The 15644-nt window shown below is 43.5% G+C and carries 16 protein-coding genes; 12 read left to right on the top strand and 4 right to left on the bottom strand.

Translation table 11 applies throughout. The annotated features are described in order from the left end of the window. Positions 1 to 32 precede the first annotated feature (32 nt). Both pdaA and arcC read right to left on the bottom strand, forming a co-directional pair. On the bottom strand, positions 33 to 782 hold the full coding sequence (gene pdaA, locus T546_RS0106555) for a delta-lactam-biosynthetic de-N-acetylase (protein WP_242842193.1): 750 nt from the start codon (positions 780 to 782) through the stop codon (positions 33 to 35). Positions 783 to 1125: 343 nt separating this feature from the next. Then, a complete protein-coding gene (gene arcC / locus T546_RS0106550) occupies positions 1126 to 2061 on the bottom strand; it encodes a carbamate kinase (RefSeq protein WP_026890933.1) in 936 nt (311 codons plus the stop codon). A 396-nt stretch (positions 2062 to 2457) separates the two neighbouring features. Here arcC and T546_RS0106540 point away from each other — a divergent pair, with 396 nt between their 5' ends. Together T546_RS0106540 and T546_RS0106535 are read left to right on the top strand one after the other, a co-directional pair. After that, positions 2458 to 3027 carry a CPBP family intramembrane glutamic endopeptidase gene (locus tag T546_RS0106540; protein ID WP_166429800.1) on the top strand — a complete coding sequence of 190 codons (570 nt, stop codon included), beginning with the start codon at positions 2458 to 2460 and terminating at the stop codon, positions 3025 to 3027. After that, complete coding sequence (locus tag T546_RS0106535; RefSeq protein ID WP_026890931.1) at positions 3024 to 4043, top strand: glycosyltransferase family 2 protein; 1020 nt, start codon at positions 3024 to 3026, stop codon at positions 4041 to 4043. The genes T546_RS0106540 and T546_RS0106535 overlap by 4 nt, the downstream gene beginning before the upstream one ends. Before the next feature lie 151 nt (positions 4044 to 4194). Here T546_RS0106535 and T546_RS0106530 read toward each other — a convergent pair whose 3' ends face one another. Then, on the bottom strand, positions 4195 to 4851 hold the full coding sequence (locus T546_RS0106530) for a phosphatase PAP2 family protein (protein ID WP_026890930.1): 657 nt from the start codon (positions 4849 to 4851) through the stop codon (positions 4195 to 4197). Between the two features lie 394 nt (positions 4852 to 5245). Between T546_RS0106530 and T546_RS0106525 the strand changes: the two genes are divergently transcribed. Together T546_RS0106525 and T546_RS0106520 are read left to right on the top strand one after the other, a co-directional pair. Then, complete coding sequence (locus tag T546_RS0106525; protein ID WP_026890929.1) at positions 5246 to 5938, top strand: NUDIX domain-containing protein; 693 nt, start codon at positions 5246 to 5248, stop codon at positions 5936 to 5938. Positions 5939 to 6077: 139 nt separating this feature from the next. Beyond that, positions 6078 to 7448, top strand: a complete 1371-nt coding sequence (locus T546_RS0106520) for a serine hydrolase (RefSeq protein ID WP_026890928.1) — start codon at positions 6078 to 6080, stop codon at positions 7446 to 7448. An 82-nt stretch (positions 7449 to 7530) separates the two neighbouring features. Here T546_RS0106520 and T546_RS22935 read toward each other — a convergent pair whose 3' ends face one another. Then, the gene (locus tag T546_RS22935; protein WP_024836346.1) at positions 7531 to 7767 is read right to left on the bottom strand and encodes a helix-turn-helix domain-containing protein; all 237 of its coding nucleotides are present in this window, start codon (positions 7765 to 7767) and stop codon (positions 7531 to 7533) included. 93 nt (positions 7768 to 7860) lie between these two features. On the opposite strand from T546_RS22935, the gene T546_RS0106510 reads away from it, so the two are divergent. The 8 genes from T546_RS0106510 (at position 7861) to T546_RS0106475 (ending at position 15607) form a co-directional block, all read left to right on the top strand. Then, positions 7861 to 8079 (top strand): hypothetical protein, encoded by a 219-nt coding sequence (locus T546_RS0106510; RefSeq protein ID WP_026890927.1) that lies wholly within the window; start codon positions 7861 to 7863, stop codon positions 8077 to 8079. 75 nt (positions 8080 to 8154) lie between these two features. After that, on the top strand, positions 8155 to 9009 hold the full coding sequence (locus tag T546_RS0106505; RefSeq protein WP_026890926.1) for a metallophosphoesterase: 855 nt from the start codon (positions 8155 to 8157) through the stop codon (positions 9007 to 9009). Positions 9010 to 9092: 83 nt separating this feature from the next. Further along, positions 9093 to 9917: a segregation and condensation protein A gene (locus T546_RS0106500; protein ID WP_026890925.1), complete on the top strand. Its 825-nt coding sequence runs from the start codon at positions 9093 to 9095 to the stop codon at positions 9915 to 9917. Next, positions 9910 to 10572 carry an SMC-Scp complex subunit ScpB gene (gene scpB, locus T546_RS0106495; RefSeq protein ID WP_026890924.1) on the top strand — a complete coding sequence of 221 codons (663 nt, stop codon included), beginning with the start codon at positions 9910 to 9912 and terminating at the stop codon, positions 10570 to 10572. Before T546_RS0106500 ends, scpB begins: the two co-directional genes overlap by 8 nt. Beyond that, on the top strand, positions 10569 to 11006 hold the full coding sequence (locus T546_RS0106490) for a dUTP diphosphatase (RefSeq protein WP_026890923.1): 438 nt from the start codon (positions 10569 to 10571) through the stop codon (positions 11004 to 11006). The genes scpB and T546_RS0106490 overlap by 4 nt, the downstream gene beginning before the upstream one ends. A 34-nt stretch (positions 11007 to 11040) precedes the next feature. Next, on the top strand, positions 11041 to 11817 hold the full coding sequence (locus T546_RS0106485; protein ID WP_026890922.1) for a tetratricopeptide repeat protein: 777 nt from the start codon (positions 11041 to 11043) through the stop codon (positions 11815 to 11817). 13 nt (positions 11818 to 11830) lie between these two features. Continuing rightward, the gene (hflX, locus tag T546_RS0106480; protein WP_026890921.1) at positions 11831 to 13075 is read left to right on the top strand and encodes a GTPase HflX; all 1245 of its coding nucleotides are present in this window, start codon (positions 11831 to 11833) and stop codon (positions 13073 to 13075) included. A 162-nt stretch (positions 13076 to 13237) separates the two neighbouring features. Then, positions 13238 to 15607, top strand: coding sequence for a ribonucleoside triphosphate reductase (locus T546_RS0106475; protein WP_026890920.1), 2370 nt, complete (start codon positions 13238 to 13240; stop codon positions 15605 to 15607). Positions 15608 to 15644: the final 37 nt, after the last annotated feature.

Genomic DNA, 15644 nt, shown 5'->3' with positions numbered 1-15644 from the left:
AGAAGCGGCCGTTTTGCATCCATTTGATATGATTACTGCTCAGACACCAGCTGATCCAGAGATTTAAACTTATAACCCATTTCTTCATATTTGGTCAGCAGTTCGTCAAGAACCTGAGCGTTGGTAGTGGAAGTGCTGTGAAGAAGGATGATGGCACCGGGATGAATTCTGCCAAGAAGCTTTTTAAAGGCTTCCTCCTTTGAGGGCTGTTTATCCTGATACCAGTCAACATAGGCAAGACTCCAGAAAAAGGTCTTATATCCCATATCCTTTGCCATCTGTAAATTGGCTTCGCTGTATTTTCCCTGAGGCGGACGGTAATATTTCTTCATGGGCTGTCCTGTGGTTTTTTCGTATAAGGTCTCTAAATCCTTTAGCTCTTTTTCAAAGGAATCCTTAGAAGACATCTTAGACATATCCGGATGATGGTAGGTGTGGTTTCCTACCGTGTGGCCTTCTGCTAACATACGCTTTACAAGATCAGGTGCGGTTTCTATGTAGTTTCCCACCACAAAAAAGGTCGCTGGGGCATTGTGTTTCTTTAACGCATCCAGTATGGCAGGAGTGTTGCCGTTTTCGTAACCGGCATCAAAGGTAAGGTATAAGACTTTATCCGGTGTTTTCTGAGCGTAATAGGAATCAAATTGTTTTAAATAATCCATGGTGGCATTGGCTACGGGAGGTTGGCCTTCCTGTTGGAAGCTAAGACCCCAGTTTCCGTCAGAGGCCGCTGTAACCGCTTTTTGATGTGAGGTAAACATAGCGCCCATGCGGCCAGCCATAAAAGCACAGAGAAACAGGAGAAAAATCTTAAGAGACCATATGCCCGTTTCCGGAGAAACAGGAATCGACCGGATCTTTTCCGTTATCTTTAGATTTTTTAGAAACTTCATATCGATAAACTCCGTCAGTATATTTGTTTCAATATATGAAGTCAGATGCATTCCTATTCGACATAATTTCATGGAGAAACCAAAGAACCTATAGAGGGTATACCGTTTTTGATAATAATGTGAAAGAAAAAACGTAAAATGTGATTATATCCGTAGAAATGGGAGGATAAGAAAAAGGCAGGAGATATGGTATCATACCCCTGCCAAAATTTTTAATTCTATCTTATAAGTATTATTCTGCAATAATGGTGCCGCCCTTATCTTCAAGGCTTGCCTTAGCCATTTCTAAAGAAGTAATAATCGCTTTTCTATTTCTTCCGTGTTCAATGAAATCAACAGAAGCTTCAATCTTTGGAAGCATAGAAGAGGATTCAAACTGACCGTCCTGAATGTAATCAGAAGCCTCTTTTAAATTCATCTGACTGATTGGAGTTTCATTTTCTTTTCCAAAATTTAAATCCACATGATCCACGCTTGTAAGGATCATAAGCACATCGGCATCAATTTCCTTTGCAAGAAGCCCGGCTGCACGGTCCTTTTCAATGACAGCGCTGGCTCCCTTTAATACATAGCCCTGCTCCATGACCGGGATACCGCCACCACCGCATGCGATCACGATCTGATCGGCATCCATAATGGCTTTAATGATATCGATCTCAACAATGGAAACAGGCTTTGGAGAAGCCACGACTCTTCGAAAGCCTTTGCCAGGAACTTCCTCTACATAATTTCCCTTTTCTTCCTCTGATTTTGCATCCTCTGCCGACATAAAACGGCCAATGGGCTTCATAGGGGTGTAAAATGCTTCATCATAAGGATTTACCATCATCTGAGTCAAAATCGTTGCCACTGACTTGTAAATTCCTCTTTTTAACAGCTCCGCGCGTATTCCGTTCTGAAGGTCATAACCAATGTAGCCCTGACTCATGGCAGAACATACGGACATGGGGGCGGAAGTATAACCATCATGCAGCTTGCCAAACTCATTCATGGCGGTGTGGATCATGCCAACCTGGGGCGCGTTGCTGTGAGTGATTGCTACCTGCCAGCCGGCTTCAATAAAATCAGCGATTACCTTGGCAGTTTTGCCAACCGCTTCTTTTTGCTCAGGCAGATTTGTTCCCAAAGCATTATGTCCCAACGCCATAACAATACGTTTTTTTGCCATATCAGTTTCCTCTCAGTTCCATCGTAATTTTATTAAAAAAGATAAAGATATTATATTATCCGGCGGTAAAAAAAGCAACAGGTTTTAAGGAATGGAAGAATATGAAGAAAAAGGTATGGTAATTTTTCGAAAGAATTATAAAAATAATTATGGATATCTTAAGATCAGGTGGTATAATGTTTAGAAAGAAACTAAAAAGCGAAAGGACTCCTATTCATGATACCATTGATACTCCATCTCATAGTTCCAATGTTTTTTTATACCGGAGTTTCCAGCTTATTGTTTCTGAATTTTAAGTTAAGTGCATTAACTTCAGCTGCTTTGTCCTCTATCCTGTGTACGCCTTTTCTCTATCTCTTATACCGGAGAGATCAAAGGGAGCGCAGTAAACCTGCCATGAACAGCAAGCTTTATGGCTCTCTATGGTATATTCTGCTGTTTGGAGCAGCTTTATGCGTGTTTGGCAATGAAATCGTGGCGATTACAAGGCTGGCTAACTTATCCCCAGCCTATGAAGAGGCGAAGAAAGCAATTTATACACCGCCGGTTCTAATGCAGATTGGAGCTGCCGGAATTTTAATACCCATTGCCGAAGAATTTATTTTCAGAGGTCTTTGCTTTGCCGCCTTAAGGGACAGACTCTCCTTTATGCCGTCTGCCCTGATATCCGCGGCATTATTTGGGATTTATCATGGAAATCTCCCTCAGGGAGTGTACGCTTTTATCATTGGAATCGCACTTGCCTGGCTTTATGAGGTGTCGTATACTTTGCTGGCACCTATCCTTCTTCATATATCAGCCAATTTACTGTCCCTGCTTATTACAAATACAGCTTTAGGGACATTGCTGGCAGGAAGGGAGAATGGGACAGCGATGGCAGTTACAGCCATTTTGTCTTTCCTCGTATCGATATTTAGTGCAATGCAGATTTATAGAAAAAATCAATTAAAGGAGGATTTGGTGTGAAACTCTTATCTGTAGCAATTCCTTGCTATAATTCTGAATCTTACATGAGGCACTGCATTGAATCACTGTTGCCCGGCGGAGAAGAAGTTGAGATTCTTATCGTAGATGATGGCTCAACGAAAGATAATACAGGAGCCATTGCTGATGAATATGAAAGCAGATATCCAACCATCTGCAAAGCGATTCATCAGGAGAACGGAGGCCATGGAGAGGCCGTCAATGCCGGACTTAGAAATGCCACCGGTATTTATTTTAAAGTAGTAGACAGCGATGACTGGGTAGATTATTCCGCTTATATGGAAATATTAAATACCTTAAGAGACTTTGTATACGGTGAAAAGACCCTGGATATGCTGATCAGCAATTTTGTTTATGAAAAAGAAGGGGTAAAACGGAAAAAGGTGATGAACTACAGATCAGCTCTTCCAAAGAATGAATTATTTGACTGGGATGATGTTAAAGTATTTATCCTTGGCCAGTACATTCTGATGCATTCGGTGATTTACCGGACAGACCTTTTAAAACAATGCGGACTGGAGCTTCCAAAGCATACCTTCTATGTAGACAATATTTTTGTATATCAGCCCTTACCTCACGTTAAGACCATGTATTACCTTGACGTAAATTTTTACCGGTATTTTATCGGAAGAGAAGATCAGTCTGTAAACGAACAGGTGATGATCGGGCGGATTGACCAGCAGATTCGAGTGACAAAGCTGATGCTTGGTTACTATGATATCATGAAAATCAAGCAGCGAAAGCTTCGCCGCTATATGGTTCGGTATCTGGAAATCATGATGACGATTTCCTCCATTCTGGCAATCAAATCAGGAACTGAGGAAAACTTAGAAAAGAAAAGAGAGCTGTGGCAGCATTTAAGAAAGCTGAATTTAAAACTGTTTCTCCGCCTTCGATGGGGATTCATGGGCCAGGGACTCAATCTTCCCGGAAAAAGTGGCATGAAATTTCCAATTGCAATTTATAAAATGACTCAGAAGTTCTTTGGGTTTAATTAATAACCGGAGTAAATCACAACCTGAATATAAATACAGACTCATAGTCCTGTGTTTATCCAGTGGGGAGTGGTTTACTCTTTTTGTTATCCTGCAGAAATAAAGGGTACCGCCTAATCACTCAATGAAATGTGATTTTGCGATACCCTGTTTGTTACCCAATTGCCTTTTCGGAAACCTTTTTTCTACTGGGCTCATAATTTCCTGCGTAAACGAAGTAATACATAACATAAGCCATAGACATGGCACCAAAGCCATCAAATGCGGAATGCTGTTTTAAAAATACAGTGGCAAGACAGATGGAAACCATCAGTACAAAGGAAGCAGTCTTGACCAAATGATGTTTCCTCAATCCTTCGCTTCTTATAACAGCCAGATGCACACAAATGGAATTGTACACATGGATGCTTGGGAATACGTTGGTACAAGTATCTGCGGCATAAAGATAAGAAACCGTCTTAGCAAAAATATTTTTTGTAGGGTCTATGACAGGCCTGAAATCCGTTCCATTAGGAAATACAGTGCAGATCATAAGGCTGATAGTCATTCCCGTAAAAAGCATGGTACAAAGCTTGTAATAGCTTTTTACGTCGGTAAGGAAAAAGAATCCTATGGCACCAGCCACATAAAAAAACCATAAAAGATAAGGTATGATGAAATATTCATTAAATGGAATCAGATCATCAAGTGCAATATACATGATATGGTAGTTGCTTGTTACCGTTTTTTCCAGGTACATAAACCATGGAAGATAAATAAAAGCGTAGCCCAGCAACCAGGCGTGGCTGTATTTCTTTAATAGACTTTTCATTATAAGTCACCATTCTCCGTTCTTGTGGTCAGGATTTTATTGATCAACTTTGGTGGATTATATCATACTCGTTTTCACAGTACAATAGTATTTCAGAAATGTTAATATTTTATTCCATGAAGTTTTATTTTACCGTTAAAATTTACCAGTTGTAAATATAATCTTTTTATAAAATAGTTGATACAGCGTCAATCTTTGTGTATAGTATATAAGCAGACTTTAATTAGCAGAGGATGGAAATCAGGAGAACATAACGGTGAAAGACTTCAGGCAGTGCCCCTGGGCAGGCCTGTTTGATAACCATAGGAAATCCAGTATTCTAGCTGTGGCAGAGTGTAGTCATCATTGGACTTTGCAAACGGTATTCTAAGATTCTGGTAGGAAGAAGGACAGAATGGAACGAAAGAATGAAGAGGGATTGACGGAAAAGGAGTTTCTTTTGCAGTATCGTCCGGGGGATTATGAACGTCCATCCGTGACGGTTGATGTGCTGATTTTTGCGATGGATTTAGAAGAGGAAGATGCGGAAGCGGAAATCCTTTTAATCCGGCGGAAAAATCATCCTTACATCGGACATTGGGCAATACCAGGAGGTTTTGCAGGTCTTGATGAGTCGCTGGAAGAAGCGGCTGCCAGAGAGCTTTATGAAGAGACAGGGGTAGAAGGGATAAGCTTAGAGCAGCTCTATACCTGGGGCGCTGTAAAGAGGGACCCCAGGACCAGAGTGATATCCGTATCGTACCTGGCTGCCGTACCAAAAGATCAGTTAAATCCTATGGCATCTGATGATGCAGAAAAAGCTGGCTGGTTCAAGGTAAGGAAAAAGAAGCTTTCCGATTTGGAAAACGGATCGACCTATTCACTCACAGTTGAAAACGACGAAGATCATATTTATATGACATACCGTATCACCGAGACCTATCACCGTCAGGGACTGATGTGGAAGAAGGAGACGGAGATCGAACTTTTACCAGCGATTGATATGCTGGAACAGGAGAAACTGGCGTTCGATCATGCGGAAATTTTAAATGTTGCCATGGACCGGCTGGAAGAGCTGGAAAAAGAATATAGGGAACAGAACTTTTAGTAAAAGCGCATTATCCATCCGGGTGATGCGCTTTTTGCCATAAGTTTGTAAGAAAAATTTAAGCGGAAAAATTTGGATTATGTGATATACTGTTGGAAGAAAATAGACGAGCAGGTACATATTTACAGGAGAAGAGGAAATGACAAAAAAATCACTCAGACGATGCAGTCTGGCAATCGTTTTCAGTATACTCGCATCAATGCCCACCTATGGTGATGTTCCTGTGGTCCAGCCCTTTCCGGGTTCTACCGGCCAGAATACGGAAAACTCAACCGGACCAGGGGCAGGACTACCAGGAAGCAGCACACAAACAACAGAGCCAGCCGCTTCACAAAGCACAGGCAATACAGCAAATTCAGGAAGCTCTGTAAGCACAGGCAACGCAGCAAATACCGCAAATGCTTCCAATGTAGCTCAGCCTCAGATCGCCTCAGAGGGCGCAGTCTTACTAGATGCCCAGACTGGTACGATTCTATATGGAAAGAATGCTGAGACCAGATATTACCCCGCCAGCATAACGAAGTTAATGACAGCACTCCTCGTAGCTGAGCGGACGAATTTATCGGATACGGTCGTATATTCAAAGACAGCCACAACCAATATGGAATCAGGAGCCGTTACCTTAGGACTGGTGGAAGGTGACCGCCTTACAGTGGAACAGAGCCTTTACGGTCTTATGCTGAAATCCGCCAATGAAGTGGCCAATGGACTGGCAGAGCATGTTTCAGGCAGCGTCAGTGGCTTTGCAGCTCTTATGAATGCAAAAGCCAAAGAGCTTGGGTGTACCAATACGAATTTCGTCAATCCCAATGGCCTTACAAATTCCGGCCATTATACGACGCCCCGGGATATGGCTCTCATTGCAAGAGCGGCGTTCCAGAATGATAAGGTGAGAAAGGTGACCTCCACAGTAAGTTACCAGATACCTGCAACGAAAAAAGCAGGGGCCAGAACCATAACCATGGGACATAAGATGATTAATTCCACAGACGCAAGGTATTATCCCGGTGTCATCGGAGGAAAGACAGGCTATACCTCAGCAGCAGGCAATACCCTGGTTACTTGTGCAGAGAAGAACGGAGTCCGTCTGATTGCCGTTGTGATGAAAAGTAAGTCTACCCACTACGCAGATACAAAGGCTCTGTTAGACTACGGGTTTTCTGTAAAAGGCAGTGGGAACACTCTAACACAGAATTCTACTGGTGGCTGGGAGAAAAGTGGCAGCCATTGGTATTATAAAAGACAGGATGGGAATAAAGCAGCCAGTCAATGGCTGAATATCGATGGAGCAGATTATTATTTTAATCCAGATGGAACCATGGCAACCGGCTGGCGGGAATTATCAAGCGGCACCTGGTATTACTTAAAACCAAGCGGCGCCATGGCTCGCAATTACTGGGTAGAAAGCAGCGGCCTGTGGTATTATTTAGGCGGAGATGGGATTATGCTAAAGAATACTACAACACCCGATGGTTATCAGGTGAACGGGTCAGGTGTATGGGTAAAGTAATCCTTGTTCTATACGTAAAAAAAGAGCCGGACAGGCTCTTTTTTCATTTTGGGTCATACTTTAAAGCGGTCAGTCCTGGCTTTTACGTTTCCTGATCTGTTTCGGTGGAGACTTCCATAATATCCGCCCGGTATTCCATAATTTCCTCTACGCTGCAATCTAATATTTTGCAGAGCATATCAATGGTATGGGTGGATACAAAATTATTTTTCTTAAGCCTGCCGATTTGTCCGGCACTAACCTTATAATACTTAATCAGATGATACTGGCTGACGTTTTTCTTTTTCATGGTCTCCCACAGCCTGTCATAAACAATCATATATGTCACCTCTAACCATAATTAAACCGTGAGTATCTGGTATTGCATATTATCCATAATTGGCGTATATTATATGCAAGGAGGATTATACGAATGAAAAGAAATGTCTTTAATGCAATTTTTTATCTGATTTGTTTTTTGGTTATTTGTTGTTCCATCTACCGCCTTGCGTTTACGGTTCCCCCTCAGCCAGGAACTCAGGGATATAAAGAGTATCTTTTTAGTACCATTGTTATGAGCGTAGGAATTGGCTTAATGGTAATACTGCCGAATCTGGTCATTGAATATCTGGCAGGAGACTGGTTTTCTTAAGCCTTGACGATGCAGGCAGTTCATTGTATGATGAAAAGACAGCAGGAAAATAAAACGGAAGTTGAGGAAAACCATATGTTATTTGCTGCCGGAGTTTTTTGTCTCGCTGCCATCGCAGGCTTTTTATTGCGTTCAGAATATGAAAAGGAACAGCTTTCCGAGGAACATATTGTTCTTAAAAGCCATAAAGTCAGAAAGGATCATCGGATTTTATTTCTTTCTGATTTACACAATCATGAATTCGGTGAGAATAACCAGAAGTTACTTGATGCCATTGACCGGATCAGTCCGGAACTGATTCTTGTGGGCGGTGATATGCTCGTCAGCAAGGGAAGTGCGGATACCATGGTCCCTCTAAGTCTTTTTGAGAAGCTGACGGACCGCTATCCGGTGATCTGCGGAAACGGCAATCATGAAAACAGGATGTGCTGGCAGCCGGAGGTCTATGGAAAGCAGTACGAGGAGTACAGAGACAGCTTAAAGAACATGGGCGTAAAGGTTCTTGAAAACGCAACAGAGCTTTTTGGCCAGGATCTGGCTGTGACTGGTATTGATTTGGAATACCCTTATTACAAAAAGTTTCATCGGGAAGAATTGACCAGGGAACGCATTGAAAAAAAGGTGGGAAAGGCAGAGAGAAAACAGTTTCAGATTCTTCTGTGCCATTCCCCCCTTTATTTTCGTGGATGCAAGAGCTGGGGAGCTGATTTGACCCTTTCAGGACATTTTCATGGAGGAACCATAAGACTTCCTGTTCTAGGCGGGGTAATGACTCCCCAATTTCAGTTTTTCAACCCCTATTGCGCCGGGACCTTTGAAGAGGACGGCAGGTATATGATAGTCAGCAGAGGCCTTGGGACCCACTCCATTAATATCAGATTCAACAACAAACCCCAACTGGTAGTAGTGGATTTAAAACGGAAAACATGATTTTGGGGCTGGCATATATTTACAGATGAAGCAGGATTTGTTATACTAGTCCGTGGTGCATTAGATGTGCGTTGGAGGAATGTATGGGAATCTCTTATAAACTGGATATTTTTGAGGGGCCGCTAGACCTGCTGCTTCATTTGATTGAAAAGAATAAAGTGAATATTTATGATATTCCCATTGCGACCATTACGGAACAGTACTTGGAGTATGTCAGTAACATGGAAACAGAGGATTTAAACATTGTCAGCGAGTTCCTTGTTATGGCAGCAACACTGATTGATATTAAGGCACGCATGCTTCTTCCAAAAGAAGTGAACGAAGACGGGGAAGAGGAAGATCCCAGAGCAGAACTGGTAGCGCGTCTTTTAGAATACAAATATTACAAATACATGTCTTTGGAATTAAAGGACCGGGAGGTAGGAGCTGACCGCCTGTTTTATAAAGACAACACCCTTCCGCCAGAGGTGGCAAAGTATGAGCCGCCGGTTGATTTGGATAAGCTCCTTGACGGACTTACCCTGGCAAAGCTCCAGGAAATTTTCAGACAGGTGACGAAGCGAAAGTCTGACCGGATCGATCCGATCAGAAGCAGCTTCGGCAACATCAAAAAGGAAGCCGTCAGTCTGGAGGACAAGATCTTATCCGTTATGACCTATGCCAGACAGCACCGTAAGTTTTCCTTTCGCAAGATGCTGGAGAGGCAGACGGATAAAGTGGAAGTTGTAGTAACGTTTTTAGCGCTCCTGGAGCTGATGAAGATCGGAAAGATCCGTTTGACCCAGGAGTATTTGTTTGATGATATGCTCATTGAGACCCTGGAAGAGGAAGGGGAAGAAGGAGAGCTTGATTTAACGGATTTGATGGAAGATGAACAAGGAATCAGGGGAGAAGAAGCAGATGGATAAAGAAACTCTTTTTGAGGAAGGGCTAAAGAAGATCACAAAAGAGGAAAAAGCCTGGGAAGCAGTGATTGAAGCAGTTCTTTTTACCATGGGCAATTCTGTGGAATTAAGCCGTCTTGCCGCAGCCATTGGACAGGATGAAAACGCTGCAAGAGAAGCAGTTCTCCGCCTGAAAAAACGTTATGATACAGGGAAGCGGGGCATGCAGATCATAGAGCTTGAAAACAGCTATCAGATGTGCACCCGTTCTGAATATTATGAACATTTGATCCGTGTGGCAGCTACACCTAAAAAACAGGTACTATCCGATGTGGTTTTGGAGACTCTCTCCATCATTGCCTATAAACAGCCTGTTACAAAGCTGGAGATCGAAAAAATCAGAGGTGTTAAATCAGATCATGCGGTCAATAAGCTGGTAGAATATAATCTGGTTTACGAGGTAGGGCGGCTTGATGCCCCTGGACGGCCGGCACTGTTTGCTACAACAGAAGAATTTTTAAGAAGATTCGGCATTGGCTCCACTCAGAATCTGCCGGTTGCAGATCCTGTGGTAGCGGCTGAGATCCGTATGGAAGTAGAAGAAGAACTTACTGGCAGCGGAGATCTAATGACAGAAGAAGATAAGAAAAAAGAGGATTTACAGGAGGAAATAAGGTGACAGGGACCATTAAAATAAAGTATTTTACAGAGGAGATCGAGCGTCTCTCCTATATCGGCGGAAAGTCAGACTGGATCGACTTAAGAGCGGCTAAGGAAGTGGAGATGAAGGCTGGTGAGTTTAAGCTGATTCCTCTTGGCATTGCCATGGAACTTCCGGCTGGCTATGAGGCACACGTGGTTCCAAGAAGCAGTACCTTTAAAAATTACGGCATTATTCAGACGAACAGCATGGGAATCATTGACGAGACCTATTGCGGAGATAATGACCAGTGGTTCTTTCCAGCTTATGCCTTAAGAGACACCGTCATTCATATCAATGACAGAATCTGCCAATTCCGTATCATGGAGCATCAGCCTGCCTTTGAATTTTCAGAGGTGGACATGCTGACTAATGAGGACCGGGGCGGTCACGGAAGCACGGGAAAACAATAACATTCATAGCTTTTATAAAGTTGGAGATAATAGCATGAGAAAAAAGACTGGATATGCAGCATTTGCTGTCCTTATTGGTCTGGTGATTACCTTATCCCAGGGCTGCGGAGGCAAAGACAGCAGATATACGTACCGGGATGCAGGGATCACTGCCTTACAGGAAGGCAATTATGAGGAGGCAATCGCATCCTTTGATAAGGCCATTCATTCCTCAAAAGGTCTGGTCCAGAAGGTGGATATCGATATATTAAAATATCGGGCGGAAGCAGAGTTTTTAGCAGGTAATTATAAGGAAGCTGGAGAAACCTATGATAAACTCATAAAAGCTGACGGTAAAAAACCGGAATATTTAAATCTGCGTTCCATATCAAGAGCGGAAGCCGGAGATTTAACCGGAGCCTTGGAGGATTATAAAAAGAGCGGGGAAACGGAAAAAGATTTTAAATCCCCGGGAAAACTAAACGCCCTTCTATCCGTAGGAGCTCTTATGGAAAAGAACGGAGCTTTCGATGATGCCATGGCTCTTTACCAGGCGGCTATAACAGCAGGGCAAAAAAGTGCCAGACTCTACAATCAGCTGGGGCTTTTAAGTATAGCAAAGAAAGACTATGATTCCGCCTTAAGTTATTATGACCAGGGTCTTTCCTTGGAAGACAGCGGTGAGGTGCCTGAGCTCTTATTTAATCAGGCAGTCGCCATGGAGTATAAGGGAGATTTTAAAGAGGCCCTGACATTGATGCAGAAGTATGTCTCCGTTCACGGTCCGGATGAGGCGGCGGAGCGGGAGATCACATTTTTAAAGACGAGATAGGTTGGTTGAATCTATGGGAGAACTAATTGATTTAAAAGAAATAGAAGAAAAGGTCATTCTCATCGCTGTCAGTACAGGAGATGGGGATGATACCATCGCTTCCGTTGATGAGCTGGAAGAGCTTGTGAAAACAGCGGGAGCAGTGACTGTGGATAAGATGATACAGAACCGGGAGAAGATCCATCCAGGAACCTATTTTGGAAAGGGGAAGATCCAGGAAGTAAAGGAACGGGCGTGGGAGCTTGGCGCCACAGGTGTTGTTTGTGATGATGAGCTTTCTCCTGCGCAGCTTCGGAATCTGGAACAGGCGCTGGATATGAAGGTGATGGACCGAACCATGGTAATCCTCGATATCTTTGCTGCCAGGGCCAGTACCAGAGAGGGAAAGATTCAGGTGGAGCTTGCCCAGTTAAAATACAGGGCCGCCCGTCTGGTGGGGCTTAGAAGCTCTTTATCCCGTCTGGGAGGCGGAATCGGAACCAGGGGACCTGGAGAGAAGAAGCTGGAGATGGACCGCCGGTTGATACACGACCGAATCAGTATCTTAAAAGCGGAGCTTGAGGATGTAAAACGCCACCGGGAAGTCGCAAGGCAGCAGAGAGATAAGAATCACGTAACCGTGGCGGCTATTGTAGGCTATACCAATGCGGGAAAATCCACTTTGCTTAACCGGCTTACCGACGCAGGAATTCTGGCGGAAGACAAGCTGTTTGCAACTCTGGATCCTACCACCAGGAACCTAAACCTTCCTGGCGGACAGCAGATACTTCTTACGGATACCGTAGGATTTATCAGAAAGCTGCCTCATCATCTGATTGAAGCCTTTAAAAGCACGCTGGAGGAGGCGAAATACAGCGATATCATTCTTCACGTGGTAGATGCCTCAAATCCTAACATGGATATGCAGATGTATGTGGTGTATGAGACCTTAAGGGAACTGGAGGTCAGCGATAAGGTGATGGTAACTGTTTTTAACAAAATGGATGAAGCAGACCCTCATACCACTCTTCGGGACGTTACCTCTGATCATCAGGTAAGGATTTCAGCCAGGACAGGAGAGGGGCTTGACGATCTTTTAAGCCTTGTGGAAACGATTTTACGAAATCAGAAAATACATTTAGAAAAAGTTTATTCCTACAACGAAGCAGGTAAGATCCAGCTGATCCGTAAGTACGGACAGCTGTTGGCAGAAGAATACCGGGACGACGGTATCTATGTAAGTGCTTATGTGCCATCGGAGTTGTTTGCCAGTTTATAAGGCAGCGCCGATTTAATTAACGACGAAAGAAAACACAATATGTAGAAGTGGTGTTAAAAAACCAATCTACATATTGTGTTTTTGATTTCACTCTGTTATAATATTTTTGTGTTTGATTTTGAAGTCAAAAAGGGGTTCTTATAGGAAAGGAGTTAGGTTTTAATGATCCAGGTAGTTAAAAGAGATGGGGAAATAGCTGAATTCAGCCTAGTTAAGATCACAGAAGCCATTAAGAAAGCGTTTAAGGCGACACAAAAGGAGTATAACGATGAGATTCTTCAGTTGTTGTCTCTCCGGGTAACTGCAGATTTCCAGACCAAGATGTCAGAAAGCCAGGTATCTGTGGAGGAAATCCAGGACAGTGTGGAGCATGTGTTAGAGCAGGCCGGTTATACGGATGTGGCAAAGGCTTATATCCTTTACAGAAAACAGAGAGAGAAAGTCCGGAATATGAAGAATACGATTCTGGATTACAAAGATGTGGTAAACAACTATGTGAAGGTGGAAGACTGGAGGGTCAAGGAAAATTCTACGGTTACATATTCCGTAGGAGGACTGATCCTAAGCAATTCCGGTGCTGTTACGGCAAATTACTGGCTTTCAGAAATATACGATCAGGAAATTGCAGATTCTCATAGAAATGCAGATTTACATATTCATGATTTATCCATGCTGACCGGTTACTGTGCCGGCTGGTCCTTAAAGCAGCTTTTAATGGAAGGGCTCGGCGGTATTCCTGGTAAGATAACCTCTTCACCGGCAAAGCATTTATCTGTGCTTTGCAATCAGATGGTTAATTTTCTTGGAATTATGCAGAATGAATGGGCTGGCGCCCAGGCGTTCTCCTCCTTCGATACGTATCTGGCACCTTTTGTAAAGGCAGATAACTTATCCTATGGAGAAGTGAAAAAATGCATTGAGAGCTTTATCTTCGGCGTAAACACGCCAAGCCGCTGGGGAACACAGGCACCCTTTTCCAATATCACTCTGGACTGGACGGTACCATCTGATATGGCAGAATTAAATGCCATCGTAGGCGGGAAAGAGATGGATTTTAAGTACAAAGACTGCAAACTGGAAATGGATATGGTCAATAAAGCGTTTATCGAGACCATGATCGAAGGGGATGCCAATGGAAGAGGCTTCCAGTATCCCATTCCCACCTATTCCATTACAAAGGATTTTGACTGGACCGACACAGAAAACAACCGACTTCTTTTTGAGATGACATCCAAGTATGGAACTCCTTATTTTTCTAACTATATAAACAGCGACATGGAGCCAAGCGATGTAAGAAGCATGTGCTGCCGCTTACGCCTTGATCTGCGGGAACTCAGAAGAAAGACCGGAGGCTTCTTCGGCTCTGGCGAAAGTACCGGTTCCGTAGGCGTTGTGACCATTAATATGCCAAGAATCGCTTATCTGGCTAAGGATGAAGCCGACTTTATGAGTCGTCTGGATCACATGATGGATATTTCCGCCAGGTCCTTAAAAGTAAAGCGTGAGGTCATTACGAAGCTTTTAAACCAGGGCCTCTATCCCTATACGAAACGGTATCTTGGCACCTTTGAAAATCATTTCTCAACCATAGGCTTAATCGGAATGAACGAAGTAGGGTTAAATGCCAGATGGCTGAAAGAAGATTTATCAAAGGCAAGAACTCAGAAGTTTACAAAAGACGTATTAAACCATATGAGAGAAAGGCTTTCCGATTATCAGGAGCAATACGGCGACCTTTATAATCTGGAAGCAACTCCGGCAGAATCCACGGCTTACCGTCTTGCCAAGCATGATAAAGAGCGCTATCCGGGAATTAAGACTGCCGGTAAGGAAGGAGATACTCCTTACTATACCAACAGCTCCCACCTTCCCGTGGAGTTTACGGCTGATATCTTCGATGCTCTGGATATCCAGGATGAGCTTCAGACGCTTTATACCTCCGGAACGGTATTCCATGCGTTTTTAGGGGAGAAGCTCCCGGACTGGCAGGCGGCTGCCAAGCTGGTGAAAACAATAGCGGAGCATTATAAGCTGCCTTATTACACCATGTCCCCGACCTATTCCATTTGCGCGGAGCACGGGTACTTATCAGGAGAGCATAAGATCTGTCCCCACTGTGAAAAGCCAGCAGAAGTATACAGCCGGATCACTGGTTATTACCGTCCGGTACAGAACTGGAATGAGGGGAAAACCCAGGAATATAAGAACCGGATCAACTATAATCCCCTGGGGCTGCCAAAGAAAAAGGCAGCTGCTGAGGAAAAAACAGAGAAGATTCTTACTAAGAAAACAGAGATTCCAACGGGAGCATATCTGTTTACCACAAAGACATGTCCGAACTGCCGCACGGCAAAGGAATTCCTGGAGAATGTAGAATATGAGGCTGTGGATGCAGAGGAGAATGCAGAGCTGGCGCAGACCCTTGGGATCATGCAGGCGCCTACACTGGTAGTGGTAAAGGAAGGTCTGATTCATAAGATTACCAATGCTTCTGACATCAGAAAGTATGCGGAGAGGGCAGGAAAGTTATAACGAACCGCCTTAAAAGAGTATAAATAAAAATGCGTCT

It is taken from the genome of [Clostridium] aerotolerans DSM 5434 (genome assembly GCF_000687555.1).
Classification (GTDB): domain Bacteria; phylum Bacillota; class Clostridia; order Lachnospirales; family Lachnospiraceae; genus Lacrimispora; species Lacrimispora aerotolerans.
The sequence above is the reverse complement of the archived record's forward strand: the minus strand, read 5'-3'. Positions and strand labels throughout refer to the sequence as shown.

What these genes read in the sequence shown, in the direction of transcription:
- pdaA (WP_242842193.1), bottom strand. Translation starts at nt 782, where the DNA reads ATGGCTGGCCGCATGGGCGCTATGTTTACCTCACATCAAAAAGCGGTT.
- arcC (WP_026890933.1), bottom strand. Translation starts at nt 2,061, where the DNA reads ATGGCAAAAAAACGTATTGTTATGGCGTTGGGACATAATGCTTTGGGA.
- T546_RS0106540 (WP_166429800.1), top strand. Translation starts at nt 2,458, where the DNA reads ATGAACAGCAAGCTTTATGGCTCTCTATGGTATATTCTGCTGTTTGGA.
- T546_RS0106530 (WP_026890930.1), bottom strand. Translation starts at nt 4,851, where the DNA reads ATGAAAAGTCTATTAAAGAAATACAGCCACGCCTGGTTGCTGGGCTAC.
- T546_RS0106525 (WP_026890929.1), top strand. Translation starts at nt 5,246, where the DNA reads ATGGAACGAAAGAATGAAGAGGGATTGACGGAAAAGGAGTTTCTTTTG.
- T546_RS0106520 (WP_026890928.1), top strand. Translation starts at nt 6,078, where the DNA reads ATGACAAAAAAATCACTCAGACGATGCAGTCTGGCAATCGTTTTCAGT.
- T546_RS22935 (WP_024836346.1), bottom strand. Translation starts at nt 7,767, where the DNA reads ATGATTGTTTATGACAGGCTGTGGGAGACCATGAAAAAGAAAAACGTC.
- T546_RS0106510 (WP_026890927.1), top strand. Translation starts at nt 7,861, where the DNA reads ATGAAAAGAAATGTCTTTAATGCAATTTTTTATCTGATTTGTTTTTTG.
- T546_RS0106505 (WP_026890926.1), top strand. Translation starts at nt 8,155, where the DNA reads ATGTTATTTGCTGCCGGAGTTTTTTGTCTCGCTGCCATCGCAGGCTTT.
- T546_RS0106500 (WP_026890925.1), top strand. Translation starts at nt 9,093, where the DNA reads ATGGGAATCTCTTATAAACTGGATATTTTTGAGGGGCCGCTAGACCTG.
- scpB (WP_026890924.1), top strand. Translation starts at nt 9,910, where the DNA reads ATGGATAAAGAAACTCTTTTTGAGGAAGGGCTAAAGAAGATCACAAAA.
- T546_RS0106485 (WP_026890922.1), top strand. Translation starts at nt 11,041, where the DNA reads ATGAGAAAAAAGACTGGATATGCAGCATTTGCTGTCCTTATTGGTCTG.
- hflX (WP_026890921.1), top strand. Translation starts at nt 11,831, where the DNA reads ATGGGAGAACTAATTGATTTAAAAGAAATAGAAGAAAAGGTCATTCTC.
- T546_RS0106475 (WP_026890920.1), top strand. Translation starts at nt 13,238, where the DNA reads ATGATCCAGGTAGTTAAAAGAGATGGGGAAATAGCTGAATTCAGCCTA.